Below are 25,895 nucleotides of genomic sequence, written 5' to 3'. Positions count from 1 at the left end.
CACCGGCGCGACCCGTCCGTCCGCGCCGGTGGGCGTACCAACAGAGAGGATGACCCGTGCCGGTCACGATTTCCGCCGTCGAGTCCACCGACCTGTTCGTCGGCACCGAGGACCGCCCGCGCCAGGTGCTCCGGGTGACGCTCGACGGCCCGCCCGCTCCCGTCACCGTCACCGGGCGGGGTGTCTCCGGCAACGCGACCGGCGCGGGCGTCGTCGAGGTACCCCTGGACATCGACGAGGTGACCCCCGGCACGCGGGTGCCGGTGACCGTCACGGCCGGCGACGTGACCGTCGAGGCCACGCTCGTGGTCGCCGAGCCGGGCTGGACGATGTTCCTCGTCTCGCACTTCCACTACGACCCGGTGTGGTGGAACACGCAGGCCGCCTACACCTCGCCGTGGGAGTTGCTCTCCGGCGACGCCACCACCAGGCCGCTGTGGGAGCGCAACGGGTTCGCGTTGGTGGACGCGCACCTGGACCTCGCCCTGCGCGATCCGGTGTACAAGTTCGTCCTCGCCGAGATCGACTACCTGAAGCCGTACTTCGACCTGCATCCCGAGCGCCGGGCGGACCTTCGGCTGCTGCTGGAACGCGGACAGGTCGAACTGATCGGTGGCACCTACAACGAACCCAACACCAACCTCACCGGCGCCGAGACCACCATCCGCAACATCATCTACGGCATCGGGTACCAGCGTGACATCCTCGGCGGGGATCCGCAGACGGCCTGGCAGCTGGACGTGTTCGGGCACGACCCGCAGTTCCCGGGTTATCTCGCGGACGCCGGACTGACCGGGTCGGCGTGGGCCCGCGGCCCGTTCCACCAGTGGGGGCCGATCCAGAAGAACTTCCGCGAGGCCAAGAACGACGCGACGGTCATGCAGTTCCCGAGCGAGTTCGAATGGATCTCTCCGTCGGGCCGGGGGGTCCTCACCCACTTCATGCCGCACCACTACTCGGCCGGCTGGTGGATGGACTCCTCAGCCGACCTGCCCAGCGCCGAACAGGCCGTCTACGAGCTGTACCAGCGCCTCAAGCCGGTCGGCGCGACGAAGAACCTCCTCCTGCCGGTCGGCACCGACTACACACCGCCGAACAAGTGGGTCACCGAGATCCACCGCTCGTGGGCCGCGAAGTACGTCTGGCCCCGGTTCGTCTGCGGCACCCCCCGGGACTTCCTCGACGCCGTCCGCGCGGAACTGGCCGCGGCCGGGCGCCGCCCCAGCCCCCAGACGCGGGACATGAACCCGATCTACACCGGCAAGGACGTCTCCTACATCGACACGAAGCAGGCGCAGCGCGCCGGGGAGGTCGCCGCCGTCGACGCGGAGAAGTTGGCGACGCTGGCCGCCCTGGAAGGGCTCGGCAGGTATCCCGACGCCGCACTCGACAAGGTCTGGCGGCAGCTCGCCTACGGCGCCCACCACGACGCGATCACCGGATCGGAGTCCGACCAGGTCTACATCGACCTGCTCTCCGGCTGGCGCGAGGCGTACGACCTCGCGGCCTCCGTACGCGACCGGGCGTTGGACGTCCTCGTCGCGACGGTCGACACCACCGGCGAGGGAACACCGGTCGTCGTCACGAACACGCTCTCCTTCGAACGTTCCGACCTGGTGTCGGTAGGACTTCCCGACGGCCACCGGGGCGGACGGGTGATCGACGACACCGGCGCCGAGGTACCGGCCGTCGTCGACCGGGGAACGCTGCGGTTCCACGCCGCCGACGTCCCCGCGCTGGGGTGGCGGACCTGGCGGCTGCTGCCGGGCGAATCCAGCGCGGAACCGGCCTGGACGCCCGTCGACGGTACCGCGATCGAGAACGCCCACTACCGGGTCACCGCCGACCCTGCCCGTGGCGGAACACTCGACAGCGTCTACGACAAGACGTCGGGCCGCGAGCTGATCCGCGCCGGCCAGCTCGGCAACGAGCTGCGGGTCTACGAGGAGTACCCGGCCCACCCCGACTTCGGGGAGGGCCCGTGGCACCTGATCCCGAAGGGACCGGTCGTCGGCAGTACGGCGACGGCGGCGACGGTCCGCGCCGAGACGAGCCCGATCGGTGCCCGCCTGGTGGTCTCCGGCAGCGTCGACGGGATCGGCTACGAGCAGACCGTCACCCTGTGGCACGGCGTCCGCCGCGTGGACTGCCGTACCCGCATCGTCGACTACGCCGGCGCCGACCGGCTGGTGCGGGTGCGGTTCCCGGTCGACCTGCCCGGCGCGCTTCCCGTGTCGGAGGTTGCCGCCGCCGTGGTCGGCCGTGGATTCGCGCTCCCCGACGTCGACGCGGCGGAAGCTCCCTGGACCCTGGACAACCCGGCCAACACGTGGTTCGGGCTCAGTTCCACGGCCCGGGTGTCGCTGTCCGACGCCACCGGTTCCCCGCTGGGTGAGCGTGCGCTCGGTGTCGCCGAGGTGGTGACGCCCACGCTCGACCAGGCAGCCGACGCCCGGGACCTCGTCGTCGCGCTCGCCCGCGTCGGCGTCACCGCGACGACCGCCAGCGCCGACTGGGCGCGGTACGGCTGGCTCGACGTCGACTCGAACCTGCCCGATTTCCGCATCCTCGTCGGCGGGCCGCAGACCAACGACGCCACCCGGGACCTGGTGGACCGGGCGGGCGTGGACTACGCCGACGCGCTTGACCGGCACGGTCGGGTCTGGGTTCCCGCGGAGAAGCCGCTGCACGAGATGTGGCAGCCCAACGCTGATCTTCGTGACCTGCGGGCGCTACCGGCGCTCGTCGTGGTGGACGTGGCCGCGCTGACCGAGGATCTCGCCGACGCCCGGATCCAGGCCTGCTGCCCCGGTCCGGTTCCGGCGTCGGAGCGGCTGACCGATCGCACCGTCGCGGTGCTCACCTACGGGCTGCCCGGATTCGCCGTCGACGCCACCGGAGCGTTGCACCTGTCGCTGATGCGTTCGTGCACCGGATGGCCGTCCGGGGTGTGGATCGACCCGCCCAAACGGACCCTGCCCGACGGCGCGTCGTTCCAGTTGCAGCACTGGACCCACGAGTTCAGCTACGCGCTGACCAGTGGCGACGGTGACTGGCGGGCACTCACGCTGCCCGCGCGGGGCCAGGAGTTCAACCACCCGTTGTACGCCCGGATCGCCGACAACCACCCTGGACCGGTGCCGGCGACGCACTCGTACCTGGCGGTGGAACCCGCCCGGGAGGTGCTGCTCGGGACGCTCAAGCCCGCCGGGAACCCGATCGCGCACGGCACCGCCGCGCCGTCGGACCCGAGGGACGGGGTGAGTCTCCGCCTGCTGGAGTCGACCGGACTCGGCCGCTCCGCGACGCTGACCGGCGCGCTGGCCCTCACCGAGAGGTACCAGGCCGACCTGCTGGAGCGCCGTGGCGACGTGCTCGCCGACTCGATCGGGTTGGCCGGGTCGCAGGTCGCCACCGTCGTCGGCATACCGGCGGCTGGCCGGCGCGGCGAGCCGCCACTCGGACCGGAGACCGAGATCGCCCAACCGGTGCACGCCCGGTACTGGCTGCACAACCGCGGTCCGGCGCCGATGGGCTACCTGCCGGTGTCCGTCGGCGTCTCGCCCGGGCTGCTGCGGACCGACGGCGACCCGGTCGAGGTTTCCGTGGTGCTCGCCTCGCAGCTGCGGGACACGGCCGTCGAGGGGACCGTCAGCGTCGTCGCCGCGGAGGGCTGGACGGTCGCGCCGGGCAACCGCCCGTACCGGCTCGACGCCGACGGCCAGCTGCGTTTCAGCGCCACCGTGACCCCACCAGCCGGGGTGGAACCCGGGCTGTACTTCGTCGCCGCGCGGGTGGAGCACGCCGGGCAGACGATCGAGGACGTGGCGACCGTCGCCGTCGGCGAGCTGCCCACCCTGCTGCCCGTGCCCGGGGACGTCCCGGAGGACTGGGACGCGGCGCAGGGGACGACCGCCGCGGCGGGACGCGACACCGGTCTCACGGTGGACGTCACCACCACCTCGGTCACCGTCACCCCCGGAGAGCGGGCAACCGTCGGGGTGCGTCTCGGTAACCGGACCCGTGGGGAGATCAGGGCCGAACTCCAGCTCGTCTCCCCGTGGGGCACCTGGGACGCCGTGGCCGAGCCGATCCGCGGTGTGGCGCTGCCCGCGGGCGGATCCGACACGGTCGTCTTCGACATCGCCCCGCCGCGGGACGCCGATCCGGGGAGGTACTGGGCGCTGGTGAAGGTGATGTGGTTCGGCCGCTGCCAGTACGCCCCGACCATCGAGCTGGTGCTGGCGCCGTGACCGCCGTCCACCACGACGAGCCGGTGCTGGGCTGGCTCGACGGGCGGCCACTGGCTCGCACCGAACTCGACCGCCGGCTCGCCGCCCTGCGCGGCGGGCCGCGGTCCGGGGCGCTGCCGGCCCCCGGAAGCGCCGAGGACCGGCAGCTCACCCGCTGGGTGGCGCAGGTGGTCCTGACGGAACGGCTGTGCACGGCGGAAGCCGCCGCCCGGGGCCTCGACGTCACGGGCGCCCCGCCCGCCCGGCTCGATCAACTGGCCGCCGTCGAGTTGGGATCCATCACCGCCGCGGCGTTCGAGGGCTGCGCCGCCGTCCGCGCCCTCTACGAGAATCTGACCGCGGACGTCACCGTGCCGACGGCGCAGATCGCTGCCTACCGTGCCGCGAAGCGGCCACGGCCGCCCGGCGTCGTGTGGCGGCTGTCCGCCGCGGACGGCGACTTCGACGCGGCTCCGGACACGCTGCCGGCCGCGCTCACGGCCGCCCTGCGCGCGGCCACGCCAGGGGACACCGTCACCGCCGGTGAGTGGACGGTGGTGCTCCGGGACCGCCGTGAGTCGGTCGACCCGGCCCCCGACCCGACCGACCGGATCATCGCCGCCGCGCGTCGTGCCGTGTTCGTCCGATGGCTCGACCACGCCCGCGCGCACCGGCTTCGTCTGGTACCGGGCCTCGAGCATCCCGGCGACCCCCAGCAGCCCGACAACCACCACCGACACTGACGCCGGCAGGGTGGGCCAGCTCGGGGAGCGGCGTCTCGGGCGGCGACGCGACCGGTGGGGACAGTGGGCGACCGTCAGGCACCTCCCGCTGCGTCGATGGTCGGGTAGGTGGTCGCCAGCACCCGTCGGTGGATCGGCTATCGGGCGCGGGCCCAGCCGGTGAAGCGTTCGGTCAGGCTGCCGGGCGGCGTTCCGCCGTCCCGCTCGGCGAGCTGCTCGGCGGCCTCGGCCTGCACTGTGGCCAGATAGACCAGCAGGGCCGTCCAGTCGTCGCGGTACTCGGCCAGCAGGCGTAGCTTCGCGGGTGAGCAGGGCCAGGCGATGCCGCACGCGCGGCAGCGCCAGGTGGGCCGTGCGGGCACATGCTCGGCCGCGCGTCGCCTCACCGGGCCCACACCGGGTGGGTTCCCGTCGCGGCGTCGAGCCGGACCGCCCGGTGCCGCTCGCGGGGTGCGACCGACCGGTTCGGGCGGATCTCGTGGCCGCCGTCGGTCCGCCGTCGCAGCGCCGGGGGCAGGCCGCCGACGCGCCCCGGTCGGACGGTCGGGAGCTGCCGGGTCGGCGCGGAGGGCGCGGCCGGCAGGTTCGCGCCCCGGATACGCCGGGGGAGCGGGGGCGGGGCAGGGTTGCAGCGCCAGGAACGCAGTCGCACGGCAGGCGACACGCCGGACGGCTCACGGGTGGCGCACGTCGACAGCCCCGCGCGGGCACAGATCCTCGACCAGACATCGGACGTTGTTACGCTGGAGCGACGGTGGGAACGCATTCGCGGGGAGGCCCTGCCGCGTTGGCGGACCCTGGATCTCGTGAAAGAAGCGGCACGAGCATGGACATGACCGGCGCGCGGTGGCGCAAGAGCACGAAGAGCGGCGGCAACGGCGGCAACTGCGTGGAGGTCGCCGACAACCTACCCGGCGCGGTGGGCGTCCGGGACTCGAAGGACCCGACCGGGCCGGCCCTGGTCTTCGCCCCGGCCGCCTGGCGGGTCTTCGTCGCCCAGGTCGCCGACCGGACCTGACCGCGCGGACACGCGACAGCGCCCGTCCCCACGTCGGGGCGGGCGCTTCGCCGTACCGGGCGCCCGGCGAGCCGGTAGTCACCCGAGGCGTGCCGCGCCGCGTCGACCGGCGAGAGGATCCTCCTGCGTCGTTCGTCCTCGACGCGGCCCTGAATTCCGTAGCCTGAGGTCGCCCGTGGATTCCGGTCTCAGACCGTCCGACCTGGGAGGATGTTCCATGCTGCTGTCCGGGAGCCCGGTGGATCGGTCGGTGTGTTTGTCCGAGATCCTGCGGGTCGGGCTTGATGCCAAGCCCGACGGTGACGCCCTGGTGTCGACGACGGCGCGCTGGACGTGGCGGCAGCTTGAGGACGTCACGACGCGACTCGCGGTCGGGTTCGTGGACTTCGGCCTGCGGCCGGGCGACCGGATAGCGTCCCTGATGCCCAACCGCGACGCGCTGGTCATTCACTATCTCGCCTGCGCGAAGGCGGGTCTGGTGTCGGTGCCGCTCAACTACCGGTACACCCCGCCCGAGATCGACTTCGCGCTGACCACGAGCGGCGCTTCCGCGTTGGTGGTCCACGCCGAGCGGGACGCCGATGTCCGCGCCAGTCGCCAGGCCGCCGCGTTGCGACTCGGGACGATCAGGTACGGCGGGGACGACACCGGCGCGCGGCGGTTCGAGGACCTCGTCGGCCCGGCACGATCGTCGTCGCTTCCCTCCGACGATCCCAGCGCCCCGGTGGCGATCTTCTTCACCTCCGGCAGCACCGGCCGGCCGAAGGGGGTGACACACACCCGTGCGTCCCTCGCGGCGATGATCACCTCCTGTGTCGACGGGTACGAGTTCACACCCGACGACGTGATGCTGCCCGCTTCCTCCCTGTCCCACATCGTCGGCTACCTGTTCTCCTTCGTCGCGCTCGCCGCTGGTGTTCGCACGCTCGTCGCCGAGCGCTTCTACGATCCCGACGACCTCCTGTCGTTGCTGCGCCGGGAACGTCCCACCATCCTGAGTATGATTCCGGTCCATCTCTTCTCGGTCGTCCGTGCCGCACAGGCCAGTCGCGCCGACTTCGCGTCGCTGCGGTTGTGCCAAGCCGGCGGTGACACGGTTCCGGATGAGCTCAGCAGCGAGTTCGAGACGCTGACCGGCCACACCATCCACGAGAGCTACGGGTGCAGTGAGGTGGGAGCGGTGGCACTCAGCCCGCCGTCGAAAGCAGCCGTGCGGGGATCGGTAGGTCGGCCACTGCCCGGTGTGGCCCTGTCGCTGCGCGACGACACCGGCGACGAGGTACCGCCCGACGAGGTCGGCCGGCTCTGGATCCGCACGCCGGCCCGGATGGCCGGGTACTGGAATGACGAGGCCGCCACGGATTCCGCTGTCCGCGACGGCTGGTTCGACAGCGGTGACCTGATGACGGTCGACGATGACGGCTATCTCTGGTTCCGCGGTCGGCGGAAGGAGATCATCGTTCACGACGGGTCGAACATCTATCCGCAGGAGGTGGAGAACGCGTTGCTCCACCACCCTGCCGTCGTCGCCGCCGGGGTGGTCGGAGTTGCCGACCCGACGCACGGCGAGAACGTTCGTGCCTACGTCGTGGTGCCCGACGACGCCGAGCCCCCGACCGCCGGCGCGTTGGTCGACTTCGCTCGCCAACGAGTCGGCTACAAGACGCCGGAGGACATCGTCTTCGTCGCGGACCTGCCGCTCAACCCCGCCGGCAAGGTCGACCGGCTGGCGCTCCAGCGGATGGCAGCCGCGGGTCACGACCCGGACTGATCAGCCGCACGCCGCCAGGGCGGCCGCGGGCCCGCCGCCCGCCGCCGAACGGGCCCGCCGCCGTCGGTCCGGGGCGGCGGCAGTGTCCTCGGTGGAGAGGGATTGACCTAGACGGTACGGTGCACGGCATGGGTGCTCTGAAGCCGTGGCACATCGCCGTGCTGCTCTGTGTCGTCGTGACCGCCGTGCTCGTCGGGGGCCTGGTCGTGCTCCTCGTCAAGCGGTCCGGCCGCCGGTAGCCCGAGCCGACGAGCGTCGCCGGACCCCGCTCGCACCGGGCGGTCGTCGGGCGGCGGTTCCGCCCTCCCGGCATGTCGCCACGCCCGACACCCCCTCACGGCCGGCAACGGAGTCCGGGCGGAGGCGGTCCGGCCGGGTTGGTCACGCTCTTTTCACGGACCGTTCGGTCCGCCGTCGCGGGGACGTGGACGGGGGTCGTTTCGATCGGCCCGTGACTACTTCCTCGACACGCATGAAGGCCGCCGCGTTCGCCGCGACGGCGGTCGTGCTCCTCTCCGCCGGCCCGGCGGTCGCCGCGGACCGGTCCCGCCCCGGCGGCCCACACCGCGGCGCGCCGTGCGCGCCCGACGCCAGCCTGCTCGGCTTCTCGGACCGCCTCGACAAGGCAAGCTACCAGGGCACCGCCGTGTCCGGCCTGTCCGCGCTGGCGCTGACCGGTCGGTCTCGTGCGCTGGCGCTCGTCGACAACATCCGCACGACACCGGCCAGGGTGTACGGCCTCGACCTCGTTACGGACCGGCGTGGCGTCTCCGTCGACGTGCGCAGCATGACCGTGCTGAAGCGTCCGGACGGCACGCCGTACACCGGCGCCGACTTCGACGGCGAAGGACTGGTCGCCGAACGCCGGGGCACCATCCTGGCCAGCTCGGAGACCGAGCCGTCGATCCGGCGGTTCCGGCTCTCCGACGGGCGGCAGACGGCCGCGCTGGAGGTGCCGGCCCGGTTCCGGGTCGCCCCGGCCGGCCAGGCCGCGCCGAACCAGACCTTCGAGGCGCTCGCCGCCACGCCCGACCACCGGGTGCTCTACGCCGGCATGGAGGGTCCGCTCTCCGCCGACGGCCGCGACAGCCAGGGCCGCGGGCTGCAGCGCATCCTCCGGTACGACGGCCGGGAGGGCCGCGCCTACACCCCGACCGCCCAGTACGCGTACCGGACCGACCCGGGGTTGGGTCTGGTGGAGCTGGTCGCGCTGGGCGGTGACCAGTTGCTCGCCCTGGAGCGTGGCTACACCGCCGGCGTCGGCAACACGGTCCGCGTCTACCGGGTCTCCGCCACCGGTGTGCCGGACGCCTCCGGTGTGGAGTCGCTGGCCACGCTGACCGACCCGCGGGCCTGGCTCGGCAAGCAGCTCCTGGTGGACGTCGCGGACTGTCCGCCGTCGGGCGCCAGCGCCAAGCAGCCGCAGCCGAACCCGCTGCTGGACAACATCGAGGGCATGGCGCTCGGCCGCCGGCTGCCCGGCGGGCGGCAGCTGCTCTACCTCGTCTCCGACGACAACGCCAACCCGGCACAGACCACCCGGATGTACGCGCTGAGCGTCGCGCTGCGCCCGGAGCCCGAGCTCAAGGGCCGGGCGCTGCTGTCCGCCACCGCGTACCAGCCGGGACCGGTCTCCGGCACCCAGCTCGACCCCACGCCGGTGAACGGCATCACGCCGCCGTTCCCGGGCCAGCCCATTCCCGGCTTCTCCGCGGTCATCCCGGCGAAGGCCGGCGACCGCTCCGGCAGGCGGCTGCTGGCGATGCCGGACAACGGCTACGGTGCCAAGCACAACTCGGCGGACTTCCTGCTGCGGGCGTACGACATCGAGCCGCGCTACCGGACCGGCGAGGTGCGCGTCCGCGGCTTCCGCAGCTTCCGGGACCCGGACCGGAAGGTGCCCTTCCCGATCGTCAACGAGAACACCGCCGATCGGCCGCTGACCGGCGCCGACTTCGACGTCGAGTCGCTCGCCCGGGACGCGCGCGGCGACCTGTGGATCGGTGAGGAGTTCGGCCCGTACCTGGTCCGCACCGATCGGACCGGCAAGGTGCTGCAGGCGCCGATCCCGCTGCCCGACGGGGCCAAGTCGCCGCAGTCGCCGGACCTGGCCGCAGCCGAGACGCCCACCGTCCCGGCCAGCCGCGGCTTCGAGGCGATGGCGGTCAGCCGGGACGGGTGGACGCTCTACCCGATCCTCGAGGGGGCGAAGACCGACGACCCCGACCAGCGTCGCCGCGTCGTCTACGAGTTCGACGTGCGCGCCAACCGGTACACCGGCCGCACCTGGTCGTTCCGGGTCGACGACCCGTCCCTCGTGGTGGGCGACGCGGCGCTGCTCGACGGGCGGCGGCTGCTGCTCATCGAGCGGGACAACGCGATGGGTCCGCAGTCGCAGGTGAAGCGCCTGGTGGTGACCGACCTCGACGACGCGGCGGCGGACGGGACGCTGCCCCGGCGGACCGCCGTGGACCTGATGCGGATCGCCGACCCGGACGGCGTCTCCACGCCGGCCCGCCCCGGCGAGTACGGCGTCGGTCCGCTCTTCTCCTTTCCCCTGCAGTCCGTGGAGTCGGTGCTGCCACTGACCGGTGACCGGGTGCTGGTGGCCAACGACAACAACTTCCCCGGTAACGACGGCCGGATTCCCGGCCGGGCGGACGACACCGAGCTGATCGTCATCGACGTTCCGGGTCTGCGCTAGCGGCCGGCGAGGGTAAGCCCCGGTAAGGGGGCTCCCGAGCGGGGACGCAGCAACAAAGACGTTCGGGTGGTGCCTGCGATCGCAGGCACCACCCGAACGGCGGTACTTGAAAGGTCAGCTCTTGGCCAACCAGGCGTCCACCTTGTCCTTGTTGGCGTCGACCCACTTCTTCGCCGCCGCCTCCGGCGACATGTTGTCCTTGGCGATGTAGCTGGCCACCACGTTCTGGTCCTCGTTGGTCCAGCTGAAGTTCTTCACCAGCTGGTAGGCCGGCCCGTTGGCGTCGGCGAACTCCTTGCTGACGATCTTGTCCAGGTCGTACTCGGGGTAGTCGCAGGCGACCTTCTCCGGGTCGGCGTCGCAGCCCTCCGTGTACTCGGGCAGGTTCACCTTCACCAGCTCGACCTCGGAGAGGAACCACTGCGGATCGTAGAAGTAGCCGAGCACCGGCGTCTTCTTCTCCTCGGCCTGGCGGAACGCCTGGATCAACGCCGGTTCGCTGCCGGCGTAGACCACCTTGTAGTCCAGGCCCAGGGTCTTGACCAGCGCCTCGTCGTTGGTGACGAAGGACGGGTCACCATCGAGCAGCTGGCCCTTGCCGCCGGACTCCGTGGTCTTGAACAGGGAGGCGTACTTGTTCAGGTTCTTCCAGTCCGTGATGTCGGGGTACTTCTCGGCCATCCACGGCGGCACGTACCAGCCGATGATCCCCTTCACGCCGGTCGACCCGGCGTCCACCGCGGTCTTCTGGTCCTCGATGTACTTCTTCTTGAGGTCGTCGTGGCCCCAGTTCTCCACGATCGCGTCCACCTGACCGGTGCCGAAGCCCTGCCAGGCGATCTCCTCCTTGAGGTCCTTCTTGACCACGTTGCAGCCGAGCTCCGTCTCGGCGACGTGGGCGATGACGGCGGCGTTCGCCTCGTACCCGACCCAGGGGTTGATCGCGATGGTGAACGTGCCGCAGTCGCCCGAGCCGGAGGCCTCCGTGGTGCCGACCTTGGCCCCGCCGCACGCGGTGAGCGCGAGCGCCGCCACCGTGGACAGCGAGACGCCCGCCAGGCGCGCCCTTCTGCTGGTCATAGATCTCATCACTGTCGTCCTCCGTATCAATCGTCGGTCGATCCTTGGTCCGCGTGCCCGGCCGGCTGGCCAAGCGCGCCGGTGGGCTACGTCTGTGTGGCGGTGGGCGCGCGGCCCGACCGCTGTGCGGCGGCCCGCGCGATCCGGTCGAGCATGATTCCGAGCACGACGATCGCGGCGCCCGCAGCGAGGCCCTTGCCGTAGAGCTGCCCCTGCGAGAACCCGGCCACCACGTCGTAGCCGAGCGCCCCCGCGCCGACGAGACCGCCGACGACCACCATCGACAGCACGTAGATGAGCCCCTGGTTGGCGGCCAGCGTCAACGACTGCCGCGCCATCGGCAGCTGCACCTTCGTGATTGTCTGCCAGCTGCTCGACCCCGCGGCGGTGGCGGCCTCCGCGGTCGACGCCGGAATTCCGCGCACCCCGTCGGCGACGATCTTGATAGCGACCGGCGCGGCGTAGACGACGCCCGCGACGATCGCGGTGAAGCGGCTCACCGAGAACAGGGCGAGGAACGGAATCAGGTAGACGAAAGCCGGCATGGTCTGGCCGGCGTCCAGCACGGGTCGGATCACACGGTCGGCGCGGCTGCTGCGCCCCATCCACACCCCGACGAGGACGCCCAGCGCCAGGACCAGCGCCGTCGCGACGATCGTCATGGCGAGAGTGATCATGCTGTCCTGCCAGAGCCCACTGCCGACCAGCAGCGCCACGCAGATCGTGGCGGTGACGGCGGCGCGGACGTTGCCGATCAGCGCGGCGAGGGCCACGATGACGCCGCCCATCAACCACCACGGCGATTGCGCCAGCAGCGCCTGGAACGGGTTGAGCAGCGCGATGGTCACACCGTTCTTCACCGCCCTGGTGACCACCGAGAGGTCGTCCTGGGCCCAGGCGGTGACGGAGTCGGCGCCCTGCGACAGGTATCCGCCGAGCTGGATGCCGTCCGGGAACTCGGCCGCCCACACGTAGGTGTAGGACAGGTACGAGCAGACCAGCGCCAGCACCCCGAACCCGACCAGGAGCGCCCGGCGCCGGCGCGGACGGGCGACCGCGTCGCGGTGACCCTGCTCCGCGCGGACGCTGGCCGCCGTGGTGACCCGGTCCAGGACGATGGCCATCACCACGATCGCGAGTCCCGCGTTGAACGCGGTGCCGACGTCGAGGGTTTGCAGTGCCTTGATGACCGTCTTGCCGAGGCCGGGAGCGTCGATGAGGGCCGCGATGGTCACCATCGACAACGCCGCCATGATCGTCTGATTGACGCCGAGCACGATCGTCCGCTTCGACAGCGGCAGCAGCGCCTTCGTCAGCCGCTGCAGCCGGGTCGCCCCGAGCGAGTCGGTGGCTTCCAGCGGGGACGCGGGCACGGAGCGGATGCCGTGCGCGGTGATGCGGATCGCCGGCGGCATGGCGTAGATCAGGGTCGCGATCGTCGCCGAGGCCGGCCCGATCAGGAACAGCAAGGTGAGCGGCGCCAGATAGACGAAGGGCGGCATGGTCTGCATGAGGTCCAGGACCGGGGTGATCAGCCGGTGGAATCGGTCTGACAGCCCGGCCCAGATACCGAGCGGAATACCGAACAGCAGCGACACGAAGACCGCCGCCAGGGTGAGCGCCAGGGTGTCCATGCTTTCCTGCCACAGCCCCTGCAGGCCGAAGAGGGTGAACCCACCCGCGGCGAGCAGCGCCACCCGCCAGTTGGCCAACGCCCAGGCGGCGTAGGCGACGAGGGCGATCACGCCCAGCCAGCCCAGCACGGGAAGGGGCCGCCCGTACGCCGGTTGGGCGATGAGCCCCTGGACGAAGGTCACCAGCCCGTCCATGACCACGCGGATCTCGTTGAAGAAGTAGAGGAAGATCGGGTTGCTGTTCCGGCTGGCACCCACCGAGTCGTTCATGTCGTTGAGCCAGCGGTGCAGCGGGGTCAGCGTGGCGCGGGGAAGGGTCAGCGTGTCGTGGCCGCGCAGCAGCGCCCAGGCGACGAGCCAGAGCGCGAGGACACCCGCCACCGCGACCGGCTTGGTGATCCGTCGGCGCAGGCCGGTCCGCGGCGGCGCGACGGCCGTCGTCGTCGTGGCCATCAGACGCCGGCCTCCGCGGCGGCGACCAGGTCGAGGATCTCCTCGTCGCCGACGATGCCCAGCAACTGCCCGTCCTCGACGACCTTCACCGGCCGATCGGCGGCGAGTACGGCCCGGATCGCGTCGCGCACGATCACGTCCGGACCCAGCTCCGGTCCGTCCAGCGGGTCGGTGTCACGGCGTGCGCGCATGATCCAGCGCAGGGTGAGGACGTCGCTGCGGGGCACGTCACGGACGAAGTCTCGTACGTAGTCGTCGGCCGGCGCCCCGACCAGTTCGTCCCCGGTCCCGGCCTGCACCACGTTGCCGTCGCGCATGAGGAGGATCCGGTCGCCGAGCTTGAGCGCCTCGGAGAGGTCGTGCGTGATGAAGACCATCGTCTTGCCGACCTCACGGTGCAGCCGGATGACCTCGTTCTGCATGTCGCGCCGGATCAGCGGGTCCAGCGCGGAGAACGGTTCGTCGAAGAAGAGGACGTCCGGGTCGCCGGCCAGCGCCCTGGCCAGTCCGACCCGCTGCTGCATTCCACCGGAGAGCTGGTCCGGGTACGTGTGCTCATAGCCGTCGAGGCCCACCAGCTCGATGACCTCCATCGCCCGGCGGGTGCGTTCGGCGCGGCCGATGCCACGGATCTCCAGCCCGTACCCGACGTTGTCGGCGACCGTGCGGTACGGCAGCAGGCCGAAGTGCTGGAAGACCATCGAGAACTTGTGCCGGCGCAGGTGGCGCAGCCGCTTCTTGTCGGCGCGCAGGATGTCCTCGCCCTCGAACACGACCTCCCCCGCGGTCGGCTCCATCAGTCGGGTCAGGCACCGCACCAACGTGGACTTGCCCGAGCCGGACAGCCCCATCACGACGAAGACCTCACCGGGCGCGACGTCGAACGACACGTCGCGGACCGCCGCGGTGCACCGCGCCCGCTCCCGCAACTCGCGCCGGGACAGCGCCGCGAGTTCCGGGGAACGCGGTACCTGCTCCGCGTTCGGGCCGAACACCTTCCACAGGTTTCGCACCGAGACAACCGGTGTCGGCTGGTCGTTTGCGTCCTCGAGCGGTCGGACCGCGGCCTCGGTGGTCATGACGCCACTCCCGCCCGTGTGCTGTTCCGCACCCTCGACACGCCGTCACCCCACAGCAGTACGGTCCGCGGGATGAGCCCGCCGGGGCGGCGGTGGTAATCGGTAGGGACAGACACGGCTGACTCGCCTCTCTTTCCTGGGCAGCGGTCGCGGACGGCGCGCCGCTAGCCGCGGAACCAGTGCTGCGGACCGGGATTGATGTTCTGCCAGATGTGCTTTGTCTCGCGGTACTCGCTCAGCCCCGTCGGGCCCAACTCCCGGCCGTTTCCGGACTGTCGGAAACCGCCCCACTCCGCCTGTGGCACGTACGGGTGGTAGTCGTTGATCCAGACCGTGCCGTGCCGCAGCCGCTGCGCGACGCGCTGGGCGCGGCCCGCGTCGCGGGTCCACACCGCCCCGGCGAGGCCGTAGTCGGTGTCGTTGGCGATGCGCACCGCCTCGTCCTCGTCGGTGAAGGTCTCGACCGTGAGGACCGGGCCGAACGACTCCTCGCGTACGACGGACATGCCGGGACGGCAGCCGTCGAGCACCGTCGGCAGGTAGAAGAAGCCGTCGGCCAGGCGCGGATCGTCGGGGCGGGCGCCGCCGCACCGCAGCTGCGCGCCCTCGGCGATCCCGGCGGCGACGTACGACTCCACCTTGGACCGGTGGGCCGCCGAGATCAGCGGGCCGGTCTCCGCCTCCGGGTCGAAGGGGCCGCCGAGGCGGATCCGCCGGGCGCGGTCGACGACCGCGTCGACGAAGGCGTCGTGGATGGCGGCCTCGACCACGAGCCGGGCGCCCGCCGAGCAGACCTGCCCCGAGTGCAGGAACACCGCGGTGAGCGCGAAGTCCACGGCGGTGTCGAAGTCGGCGTCGGCGAAGACGACGTTCGGATTCTTGCCGCCGAGTTCGAGTGCCACCCGCTTCACCGTCGCCGAGGCCGCCGCCATCAGGCCGCGCCCGGTCTGCACGCCCCCGGTGAACGAGACCATGTCCACGTCGGGATGCTCGGCGAGCGGCGCCCCGACCTCGGGTCCGGCGCCGAGGACCAGGTTGGCGACGCCGGCCGGAAGACCCGCCTCGTCCAGCAGCCGCATCAGCAGGACCGCCGTCGAGGGCGTGAGCTCGCTGGGCTTGAGGACGAAGGTGTTTCCGGCCGCGAGTGCCGGGGCGACCTTCCACGAGGTCTGCAGCAGCGGGTAGTTCCAGGGGGTGATGAGCCCGCACACGCCGATCGGCTCGTGCACGACGCGGCTGATCGCGTCGGCGCGCCCGGTGTCGACGACGCGTCCGCTGTCCGTGTCGGCGATTCCCGCGTAGTACCGGAAACAGGCGGCCACGTCGTCGATGTCGTATTCGCTCTCCACCAGCCGCTTGCCGGTGTCGAGCGATTCCGCCCGGGCGAATTCCTGTTTGTCGCGCTCGAGGAGGTCGGCGACGCGGCGCAGCACCGCGCCACGCTCGCCCGCCGGGGCGTTCGGCCACGACCCCTCGTCGAACGCCCGCCGCGCCGCGCCGATGGCCGCGACCGTGTCGTCCCGGGTCGCCTCGGCGACGGTGGCCACCAGGCTGCCGTCGGCCGGGCAGCGGATCTCGCGGTGGCCACCGGCTGCCGGCTCGCGCCACTCGCCCCCGACAAAGAGTTCCTTCACGAACAACTCCACGGTGTACTCGTCATGTTGGTCCGTAGCACAGCCCTGCTCCGGCGAGTCCGCATCACGCCACCGCCGACGGCCCGTGTTCGTGCCGGTGGTAGTCGAGCGGCGACGGTGGCAACGGCGAGTTCCCCAGAATGAGATCCGCCGCCTTCTCCGCCACCATCATCACCGGCGCGTAGATGTTGCCGTTGGTGACGTAGGGCATCACCGACGCGTCCACCACCCGCAGCCCGGTGACGCCGTGAACCTGCATGTCGGTGGGACTCACCACCGACATGTCATCGGTCCCCATCTTCGCGGTGCAGGACGGGTGTAGCGCGGTCTCGCCCTCCCGCGCCACCCAGTCGATGATCTCCTCGTCGGTCCGCACCTCGGGCCCGGGGGAGATCTCGCCGCCGTTGAACGGGGCCAACGCCGGCTGGTTGAGGATGTCGCGGGAGACGCGAACCGCCTCCACCCACTCCCGTCGGTCCTGCTCGGTGGAGAGGTAGTTGAAGCGGAGCGCCGGATGCGCCCGAGGGTCCCGGCTGACGATTTTCACCGATCCACGGGCGTCGGAGTACATGGGCCCGACGTGCACCTGGTAGCCGTGGTCGCCGGCCGGGGAGGAACCGTCGTAGCGGACCGCGATCGGTAGGAAGTGGAACATGAGGTTCGGGTAGTCGACGGTGTCGTTGCTCCGGACGAAGCCACCCGCCTCGAAGTGGTTGGTGGCCCCGAGGCCCTTGCGCCGGAACAGCCACTGCGCGCCGATCCACGGGCGGTAACGCCACTTCATGTACGGCTGGATCGACACCGGCTGCGTGCAGGCGTACTGGATGTAGACCTCCAGGTGGTCCTGCAGGTTCTCGCCCACCCCGGGCAGGTGCTCGACGGTGTCGATGCCCAACGCGCCCAGCTCGTCGGCGTTGCCCACGCCGGACAGTTGCAGCAGTTGCGGCGAGTTGATGGCGCCGCCGCTGAGGATCACCTCGCCGGCGTACACCCGGCGGGGCGCCCCCCGGCCGCGGGTGTACTCGACACCGACGGCGCGTTTGCCCTCGAAGAGGACGCGGGTCACCAACGCGCGCGTGCGTACCTCGAGGTTGGGTCGCTTCATCGCGGGGTGGAGGTAGGCCCGGGCGGCGGAGAGCCGCCGTCCCCGGTGGACGTTGCGGTCGAACGGTGCGAAACCCTCCTGCCGTACGCCGTTGACGTCGTCGGTGAGCGGGTAGCCGGCCTGCTGTGCCGCCTCGAGCATGGCCCGGAACAGCGGATTCGTCGCGGGGCCGCGCTCCAGCACGAGCGGGCCGTCGTGGCCGCGGTACGGGTCGTCCGGGTCGGCCGCCAGACAGGACTCCATCCGGTTGAAGTACGGCAGGCAGTGGGCGAAGTCCCAGGTTTCCATGCCCGGATCGGCGGCCCACCGCTCGTAGTCCAGCGGGTTGCCGCGCTGGAAGATCATCCCGTTGATGCTGCTCGACCCGCCGAGCACCTTGCCGCGGGCGTGGTAGATGCGCCGCCCGTGCATGTGTGGCTCCGGCTCGGAGGAGTACCCCCAGTCGTAGAACCGGCTCCCGATCGGGAACGGCAGCGCCGCCGGCATGTGGACGAAGACGTCCCAGAGGTAGTCGGGACGCCCCGCCTCCAGGACGAGGACGCGGTTGGCCGGGTCGGCGGAGAGCCGGCTGGCGAGCGCGCTGCCGGCGGACCCGCCGCCGACGACGACAAAATCGTAACGCTGGGATGTCACTTCGACCTCGCCTCGCCTTCTCGTCGCTTTCTCGTCGCGGACCTCGCCGAACCCGGCGGAACGGTTCGCGACTTTCGGAGATGTCGTGCCTCACTCCGTCGGTCACGTCGACCCGGTAGGTCCGCACCGGCTCCGGGGTGTGCCACGTGCCCGGCTGCCCGGTCCGCAGGTCGAACCGGATGCGTGCGGGGCGCAACCTTACGCGTGTATGGGTGCAACCTTAGAACGTGCAGGGGTGCAACCTTACGTCACATCCGAGCGGCGCCTTGCCGACCGGCAACGCGCCTGACCTGCGCATATCGCTGATCGCGATTCGAGTAACACCGTATAACGATCTTGTATCTCCCATGCTGGGCACTGAACGCCTCATTCGTGCATTTCGGGCAGGATGCTCGTGTTCGTGGGGCGAGCCCCGGTGGCCGGTCAGTCCGATGGATGACCAGAAGGATGGCATTGTCTGGATCTGCGCCGGGGTCCACGACCGCGGGAAACACAGCCCCATCGTCCGAGTGGTCTGCGTCACCTGGTGGCGGTCGGCGATGCGCGACACCAGCATCCCGCCACTGGACGTGCGCCGGCCCTCCACCGGGCCGGCCGAAGTGAGATCCCGGCCGGCCCGGTGGAGGGCGGTGGCGCGACGACGCCGGTCAGTAGGACAGGCCCGGGCAGTACACGCCGGCCGTCGGCGTGCTGTAGGCGCCGAGCGAGATCAGCGTCTCCAGCCGGAGCAGTGCGAGCCCCCGGGTGCGCGCGGCCCAACCCAGCAGATCCGGAAACAGCCGGCCGGGGATCCGCAGCCGCGGCGCCGGCCCGTGGGGGTCGGTTCGCCGCATCAGTTCCCCGGCACCGGCGTACAGGGCGCGCGCAGCCGCCTCCGACACGGCCGTCAGGTGGCCGAAGTCGGACAGACCGGTGGTGTACCCGGCCACCTCACCCGTGGCCCGGTCCACCACGATGTACGGCGCTGACCAGGAGAACGCGTGCTTCGCAGCCATGTGGATCTCGCTGTCCCGGGGATGGCCGTTGACGGTCCGATACAGTTCCTGGCAGGCCGCCACGTCCGCCTCGGCCATCGGACGGACCTCGAATCCCGACATGGTCCCGGGCGTCGGCGGGGCGTATCCGACCATGACGGAGAGTTGCTCGCGGGGCACGAAGCCGAGCGACGAGTACAGCCGGTACCCCCTCAGGTTGTTGGTGACCTGGACGCCGCGCATGGACGGCGTGCCGAGACGGTGGCCGGCGGCGATGAGCGACTCCATGAGCATCCGCCCCGCCCCGCCGCCCTGCGCGCCGGTCGCCACGCTCAGCGGGCCGAGGGCGCCCACGCTCTCCCCGAGGACCAGGAAGTTGGATCCCACCACGGATCCGGACTGGTCGACCGCCACATGGCACAGACAACTCGGCGAGGCGAGCCGTCCCTGGAGCATCTCCGACACCGCCTGCTCCGAGGACCACTCCGGCGGCAGGCCCAGGGACATGTTCATGGCGTTGAAGGCGTCGTAGCAGATCCGGGTCAGCTGCGGCAGGTCGTCGGTGGTCGCCTCCCGGACGCGGAGGCCCACGGCCGCGGCGGTGTCCGCCCGGTCAGCACCGGGCGGCGGGAAGTAGCCGACCCGAACGAAGAAGTCGACGTACTTCTCGAACAGTTCCCGGGTCATCGGGGGGCAGTCGACACCGGTGCCCGCCAGCAACGCCCGCGTCTCGGAGGTGTCGACCCTCAGGTAGTGGTTCCGGCCGGTGTAGATGGTCGACTCGAAGCCGTCGATCATCGGCACCATCGCGTTGTCGCGGTCGGATCGGACCCGCTTGACCCAGGAGTCCCAGCCCACCTCGTCGAGACGGTAGCCGAACGCGCGCAGCGACGCGGTCATGTCGGCGAACGACAGGTGGACGCCGTTGGCGATGTGGTGGTTGCGGTTGGCCGCGGCCGCGTCCCCCGACAGCCGGAGAATCGCCGCGCTGACATAGTCGACCGGTACGAGATGGAAGATGCCGGCGGGCTCCGCCGGGACGGCCCCGGCCTGCACGATGCCCTTCATGCTCAGCCACACGAAGTCGTGGGTCTGGCAGCGGCCCCGGTCGGAGTCGCCGGAGATCTCGTCCACCCGGTAGACCGACACGGGCAGTCCCCGGCCCCGGGCGACGTCGATGACCTGTTCCGCCACCAGTTTCGTCTGCCGGTAGCCGGAGGAGAGCGCCTCAGCCGGTCCGAGTGGATCGGTCGGCTTCAACGCGACGCCCGGCACGGCTTCGGCGGCGAACACACCCGTGGACGACACGTGGTGGACCGGAACGGTGCGGAACCGCGCGGCCAGCCGCAGCACCTCCTCGGTGCCGGAGACGTTCGCCGCTTTCAACGCCGAGTAGGGATAGAGACCGTTGACGGTCGCGGCCGCGTGGTAGACGACGTCGACCCGGCGGGCCAAATCGTCGAACCGCTCCTCGGACAGCCCGAACCGGGGCGCGGCGAGATCGCCGACCACGACGGACAGCCGGCTCGGGTCGATCTCGTCGAGGAACTCGTACCACCGCAGGTTGTCCCGCAGCCGGCCGAGCGCCTCCTTCTCGTCGGCGGCCCGCACCAGGCAGTGGACGACGGCGTGGGTCGTCCGCATCAGGTCGCGGAGGAGGAAGGCGCCGAGGAAGCCGGTCGCGCCGGTGAGGAGGACCTCGCGGGGTTCGACGGCCACGGGAACGACCTCGTCCGCGCAGACGATGTCCGCGGCCAACGTCGCCTCGGCGGCGAAGTCCACCGGATCGTCGGCGCCGTCCGCGCCGTCGCCGGCGCGCGCCTCGCGGAGCACCCTCGTCAGCAGGTGGTCGGCGAGGACCGCCACGGTAGGGTGCTCGAAGACCAGCGTGGCGCGCAGGCTGACGCCGCTGAAATCGCCGATCTGGTTTCGTAGCTCCACGGCGGTGAGGGAGTCGAAACCCAGGTCCGTCAGCGGGGCGTCCGGGTCGATCTCGTTCGCGTCGGTGTGACCGAGCACCGCGGCGACCCGGATCCCCACCTGCTCCACCAGGTACAGGAGTTGCTTCTCCTCGTCGAGACCGGCGAGGTGGGCGGCCAGGGCGGTGACGGTCGACCGCTCGGCGGGGGCGGTCGCGGAGTGCCGGGCCGATCCGGCGGTGTCGACCGGGTCGCGGCCGGCGGCCGCCGAGGTGGACGCCGTGACGGCGGTCGGGGGCAACCAGTAGCGCTTGCGCTGGAACGCGTACGTCGGCAGCGTGACCTCCTGGGTGCCGGTTCCCGAGAAGAACGCTTCCCAGTCCACGGTGACACCGAGGGTGTGCAGCGCCCCCAGGACGGCGACCGCCGTCTCGGCACCCGGCCGCCCGCGACGGGCGACCGGCAACGCCTGGTGGCCGTCGTCGCCGAGGTTCTCCCGCACCAGGGCCGTCAGGACCCCGTCGGGGCCGACCTCGACGAAGGCGTCGGTGCCCTGGGCCCGCATCACTCCTACCGCCGGAGCGAAACGCACGGTGTTTCGGAGCTGCCCGACCCAGTACTCGGGGGTGAGCAGCTCCTCGCCGGCGGGTGCGCCGGTCACGGTGGAGACGATCGGGACGACCGGTGGGTGATAGGTCAGCGAGCGCGCGACGGCGTGGAACTCGTCCAGGACGGCGTCCATCCGCGGTGAGTGGAACGCGTGACTCACCGTGAGTCGCTTGGTTCGGTGCCCCCGATCGGCCAGCGTGTCGGCGAGCGTCGTCACGGCGTCCTCGTCACCCGAGACGACGACCGAACCGGGCGCGTTGACCGCGGCGATCCCCAGCCGCGACTCCTGCCCGGCGAGCAGGGGCAGCAACTCCTCTTCCGTGGCCTTGACGGCGGCCATGGCCCCGCCGGGCGGAAGCGCCTGCATCAGACAACCGCGGGCGGTGACCAGCCTCGCGGCGTCCGTGAGGGAGAGAACGCCGGCGACGTGTGCCGCGGCCAGCTCGCCGACGGAGTGGCCGGCGAGCGCGTCGGGCGCCACTCCCCAGGACCGCAGCAGGGCGAACTGGGCGACCTCCAGGGCGAACAGGGCCGGTTGGGCGAGACCGGTCTGGTGGACGCGCTCGTCGTCCCGGTCGTACGGCGCCAGCAGGGCCTGTCGCACCTCCGGGGCGAGGTGCCGGCAGACCTCGTCCAGCGCCGCGGCGAATACCTCGAAGCCGGCGTGGAGGTCGCGGGCCATGCCCTGGTACTGCGCGCCCTGCCCGGTGAAGAGAACGGCGACGGTCCGGGCGGGTGCCGCGAGTCCCGTGGTCAGCCCGGCTGCCGGCTCGCCAGAGGCGAGCGCGCGCAGGCCGCCCAGCAGGTGCTCCGTGTCCCCGCCGACGACGGCCGCGCGGTGTTCCAGGCCCGCTCGTGACCGGGCCAGGGCGCGCCCGACCGCCACCGGACTGTGCTCCGGCGTGGAGCGCACGAACGTGGCCAGCCGGGCGGCCTGCGCGCGGAGCGCCGCCGGTGATCTGGCGGACAGCAACCACGGCACCACGGCGGGTGTACGGGCGTCGTCGCCGTCGTTTCCGACGGGCGTGGCCGGGCTCTCCTCCAGGATCACGTGGGCGTTGGTGCCGCTGATGCCGAAGGCGGACACCCCGGCACGTCGGGGCCGCCCGTTCGTCGTCCACGGGCGGCGTTCGGTCAGCAGGTGTACCTGTCCCGAGGTCCAGTCGACGTGTGGCGACGGCTGGTCGACGTTCAGGGTGGCCGGGAGCGTCCCGTGCCGCATCGCCTGCACTGTCTTGATGACGCCGGCGATGCCCGCGGCGGCCTGGGTGTGGGTGATGTTGGACTTGACGGATCCGAGCCAGAGCGGCCGTTCCGGCGAGCGCCCCTGCCCGTAGGTGGCGAGAATGGCCTCGGCCTCGATGGGATCGCCGAGAGCCGTTCCCGTTCCGTGCGCCTCGACCAGGTCGATGTCGGTGGGGGCGAGGCGGGCGGTGGCGAGTGCCTGGCGGATCAGCCGTTGTTGGGACTGACCGTTGGGCGCGGTGAGACCGTTCGACGCGCCGTCCTGGTTGACGGCGCTACCCCGGATGACGGCGAGTACCTCGTGGCCGGCCTGCCGAGCGTCGGTGAGGCGTTCCAACAGCAGGACACCCGCGCCCTCGCCGAAGGCTGTGCCGTCCGCCGCCGCGGCGAACGCCTTGACCCGGCCGTCCGGCGCCAGGCCCCGCTGCCTGCTGAATGTGATCATGTCGTCCGGGGTGGCCATCACGGTGACACCGCCGGCGAGCGCGAGGCGGGATTCCCCGGAACGCAGGGACTCGCAGGCCAGGTGGAGGGCCACCAGCGACGCGGAACAGGCGGTGTCCACGGTGATCGCGGGACCTTCGAGGCCGAGGGTGTACGCGACGCGTCCGGACATCACGCTGCCCGACGTGGCGAAGCCCAGATAGCCCTCGTACTCCGATGCGGGCGCGGCGAGAGAACTGTAGGTCTGGCCCTTGGTGCCGACGAAGACGCCGGTCGGCGAGCCGGCCAGTCGGGTCGGGTCGACCCCGGCCCGTTCGAGCGCCTCCCAAACGATCTCCAGGAGCAGTCGCTGTTGCGGATCCATCGCGGTCGCCTCCCGCGGGCTGATGCCGAAGAAGGCGGCGTCGAAACCGGCCGGGTCGGACAGGAATCCCCCTCGAGAGACGTAGCTGGTGCCCAGCCGGTCCGGATCGGGGTCGACCAGCGTCGCCAGCGCCCAGCCCCGGTCATCCGGAAAGTCCGAGGTGACGTCCCGCCCTTCGGCCAGCAGTGTCCAGAACTGCTCGGGATCCGCGACCCCGCCCGGAAAGCGGCACGCCATGCCGACTATCGCGATCGGCTCGTCGGTGGCGGACCGGGTGGCCCGACCGGCGGCGGGCACGGCGTGCCGGGCGGGCGGGCGGGCCGATCCGGTCAGCTCCGCGACCAGTCTTGCCGCGAGCGCCGCCGGCGTCGGATGGTCGAACACGACGGTTGCCGCAAGCCGCAGCCCGACCGCCGTGCACAGCCGTCGACCGACCGCGACGACCGCCAGTGAGCCGAGCCCGAGGTCGACGAACGGCTGGTCTGGCGGCACCTGCTCGGGTCCCTCCCGACCGAGGGCGTGGGCGACCTCGGTACGGACCAGGTCCAGGGCGGTCCGGGCCCGCTCGCCCGCCGACATGCCCCGCAACCGCCGGGCCCACTCACCGGCCTCCGCCGGCCCGGCCCGGCCGGTTTCGTCGGGGCTGCCGTCCACGGCGGTGGCCACCCCCAACAGCCGGGGGCCGGCCGCCGCCAGGAGATGCCGGGTGACCTTCCCGGAGGCGGTCCGGGGCACACGTTCGACGGTGTAAAGCCTGTCGGGCACCTTGAAGTACGACAGCCGCTGCCGGCAGTGCGCGAACAACACCTCCGCGTCCACGCCTGCGGGACCGGGCACCACGTAGGCCACCGGCACCTCGCCGAGCACGTCGTGCGGCTCGGCGCCCACCGCCACGTCGGCCACCCCGGCGACCTCGCGCAGGACCGCCTCGATCTCGGCGGGGTGGATGTTCTCACCGCCACGGATGATGAGCTCCTTGAGCCGACCGGTCAGGGTCAGGTGACCGAGGGCGTCGCGCCGTGCCAGATCACCTGTGCGGTACCAGCCGTCGCGCAGGACCGCGGCGGTGGCCTCGGGCTGGCGGTGGTAGCCCAGCATGAGGTTGGGGCCGCTGACCCACACCTCGCCCTGGTCTCCGGCGGGCACGTCCCGGCCGGACTCGGGCTCGACCAGGCGGATGCTCACGCCGGGCACCGGCGGACCCACCGAGCCGGGGACGCGCTGCCCGGACGGCCAGTTCGAGGTGATGGCACCGGTCTCGGTGGAACCGTACTGGTCCACCAGCGGAACACCGAACGCCTCCTCGAACCGGGCGCCCAGAGCGGCACTGCTCGCCGATCCCGCTACGAAGCCCAGCCGCAGCCCGGGCAGGTCGACGGCGCCGTCGGCGGCATGGTCCAGCAGATAGTGGTACGTGGTCGGCACACCGGCGAGGAACGTCACCCTCTCCTCGTGCAGCGCGTCGCGCACCGCCTCGGCCGCGAAGCCGTTCATCAGCCGGGCACTCGCGCCCACGGCCGTCACACCCATCACGCACAGGTTCTGGCCGAGCCCGTGGAACAGCGGCATCGGCCACAACAGGCGGTCCTGCTCCGACAGCCCCAACACCGGCACGTGGCAGGACGCCACCAGCCACAACGAGCTGCGCAGCGAGTACAACACGCCCTTGGGGTGACCCGTGGTGCCCGACGTGTAGAGCAGCCACGCCGGATCGTCGAGCGGAGCCTCGTCGGGGACCGGCCCGGTTGGCTCGGTTGCCACCAGCGCCTCGTAGGACGCCGTGCCGGGTGGTGCCTGCTCCGTGGGAACGGAGTCCGCGGTCAGGATGATCCGTGCTGTCCGACGCGTGGGCAGCGCCCGGGTCACCTGGTCGAGGCGGGCGGGGTCACACAGGACCACCGTCGGCTCGGCGTCGGCGAGGACGTGGGCGAGTTCGGCCCCGGACGCCTGCGGATTGAGTGGCACCGCGATGCCGCCGGCCCGGATGACGGCGAGGCAGCTCTCCACGGCTTCCACGCTGTTGCCCATCAGGATCGCCGCCCGAGCGCCGGTGTCCAGCCCCATCGCGGCCAGGTGCCCGGCCAGTCGAGAGGTCCGCAGCGCCAGGTCGTGGTAGCTGACGCCGTGCCGGTCGTCGGCGAAGGCGACCTTGTCCCCGAGCCGGACGGCGTGTCCGCTGAGCAGCTCGGACAGCGGCCGGATCAACTCTGTACGCATCTCATCTCACCTCTCGGCTTCGCCCTCGGTGCGGGGG

13 protein-coding genes and 1 pseudogene are annotated in these 25,895 nt (G+C 71.7%); 6 read left to right on the top strand and 8 right to left on the bottom strand.

The window, feature by feature from the left end; all coding sequences use genetic code 11:
- Window positions 1-56: 56 nt before the first annotated feature.
- Together QTQ03_RS07625 and QTQ03_RS07620 are read left to right on the top strand one after the other, a co-directional pair.
- On the top strand, window positions 57-4,253 hold the full coding sequence (locus tag QTQ03_RS07625) for a glycoside hydrolase family 38 N-terminal domain-containing protein (protein WP_289277376.1): 4,197 nt from the start codon (window positions 57-59) through the stop codon (window positions 4,251-4,253).
- On the top strand, window positions 4,250-4,975 hold the full coding sequence (locus tag QTQ03_RS07620) for a DUF7158 domain-containing protein (RefSeq protein ID WP_289277375.1): 726 nt from the start codon (window positions 4,250-4,252) through the stop codon (window positions 4,973-4,975). The genes QTQ03_RS07625 and QTQ03_RS07620 overlap by 4 nt, the downstream gene beginning before the upstream one ends.
- Before the next feature lie 137 nt (window positions 4,976-5,112).
- Here QTQ03_RS07620 and QTQ03_RS07615 read toward each other — a convergent pair whose 3' ends face one another.
- Both QTQ03_RS07615 and QTQ03_RS07610 read right to left on the bottom strand, forming a co-directional pair.
- Window positions 5,113-5,361, bottom strand: a complete 249-nt coding sequence (locus QTQ03_RS07615; protein ID WP_289277374.1) for a flavin reductase — start codon at window positions 5,359-5,361, stop codon at window positions 5,113-5,115.
- Window positions 5,358-5,639, bottom strand: a complete 282-nt coding sequence (locus QTQ03_RS07610) for a hypothetical protein (protein ID WP_289281029.1) — start codon at window positions 5,637-5,639, stop codon at window positions 5,358-5,360. The genes QTQ03_RS07615 and QTQ03_RS07610 overlap by 4 nt, the downstream gene beginning before the upstream one ends.
- Here QTQ03_RS07610 and QTQ03_RS07605 point away from each other — a divergent pair.
- From QTQ03_RS07605 to QTQ03_RS07590, 4 genes and pseudogenes are all read left to right on the top strand, one after another.
- A pseudogene (locus tag QTQ03_RS07605) lies at window positions 5,626-5,811 on the top strand (Scr1 family TA system antitoxin-like transcriptional regulator); the annotation flags it as partial. The gene QTQ03_RS07610 and the pseudogene QTQ03_RS07605 sit on opposite strands and share 14 nt — an antisense overlap.
- Entirely contained in the window at window positions 5,802-5,993 is a 192-nt protein-coding gene (locus tag QTQ03_RS07600; RefSeq protein ID WP_289277373.1) for a DUF397 domain-containing protein, read from the top strand. The pseudogene QTQ03_RS07605 and the gene QTQ03_RS07600, both read left to right, overlap by 10 nt.
- Window positions 5,994-6,210: 217 nt before the next feature.
- Window positions 6,211-7,764 carry a class I adenylate-forming enzyme family protein gene (locus tag QTQ03_RS07595; protein ID WP_289277372.1) on the top strand — a complete coding sequence of 518 codons (1,554 nt, stop codon included), beginning with the start codon at window positions 6,211-6,213 and terminating at the stop codon, window positions 7,762-7,764.
- Window positions 7,765-8,236: 472 nt separating this feature from the next.
- Window positions 8,237-10,468 (top strand): esterase-like activity of phytase family protein, encoded by a 2,232-nt coding sequence (locus tag QTQ03_RS07590; RefSeq protein ID WP_289277371.1) that lies wholly within the window; start codon window positions 8,237-8,239, stop codon window positions 10,466-10,468.
- Between the two features lie 114 nt (window positions 10,469-10,582).
- On the opposite strand, the gene QTQ03_RS07585 is transcribed toward QTQ03_RS07590, so the two are convergent.
- The 6 genes from QTQ03_RS07585 to QTQ03_RS07560 form a co-directional block, all read right to left on the bottom strand.
- The gene (locus QTQ03_RS07585) at window positions 10,583-11,557 is read right to left on the bottom strand and encodes an ABC transporter substrate-binding protein (protein ID WP_289277370.1); all 975 of its coding nucleotides are present in this window, start codon (window positions 11,555-11,557) and stop codon (window positions 10,583-10,585) included.
- Window positions 11,558-11,634: 77 nt separating this feature from the next.
- On the bottom strand, window positions 11,635-13,635 hold the full coding sequence (locus tag QTQ03_RS07580) for an ABC transporter permease (protein ID WP_289277369.1): 2,001 nt from the start codon (window positions 13,633-13,635) through the stop codon (window positions 11,635-11,637).
- Window positions 13,635-14,714 carry a quaternary amine ABC transporter ATP-binding protein gene (locus tag QTQ03_RS07575; protein WP_289277368.1) on the bottom strand — a complete coding sequence of 360 codons (1,080 nt, stop codon included), beginning with the start codon at window positions 14,712-14,714 and terminating at the stop codon, window positions 13,635-13,637. The genes QTQ03_RS07580 and QTQ03_RS07575 overlap by 1 nt, the downstream gene beginning before the upstream one ends.
- A 164-nt stretch (window positions 14,715-14,878) precedes the next feature.
- A complete protein-coding gene (locus tag QTQ03_RS07570) occupies window positions 14,879-16,348 on the bottom strand; it encodes an aldehyde dehydrogenase family protein (RefSeq protein WP_289280728.1) in 1,470 nt (489 codons plus the stop codon).
- A gap of 64 nt (window positions 16,349-16,412) precedes the next feature.
- Window positions 16,413-18,086, bottom strand: coding sequence for a choline dehydrogenase (gene betA, locus QTQ03_RS07565; RefSeq protein ID WP_289277367.1), 1,674 nt, complete (start codon window positions 18,084-18,086; stop codon window positions 16,413-16,415).
- A gap of 647 nt (window positions 18,087-18,733) precedes the next feature.
- Window positions 18,734-25,858 (bottom strand): type I polyketide synthase, encoded by a 7,125-nt coding sequence (locus QTQ03_RS07560; protein ID WP_289277366.1) that lies wholly within the window; start codon window positions 25,856-25,858, stop codon window positions 18,734-18,736.
- Between the last annotated feature and the right edge of the window lie 37 nt (window positions 25,859-25,895).

The sequence above is a fragment of the Micromonospora sp. WMMA1363 genome (assembly GCF_030345795.1).
Taxonomy (GTDB): Bacteria; Actinomycetota; Actinomycetes; order Mycobacteriales; family Micromonosporaceae; genus Micromonospora.
Note: the sequence above shows the minus strand (reverse complement) of the source record. Positions and strands in the feature narration are given on the sequence as shown.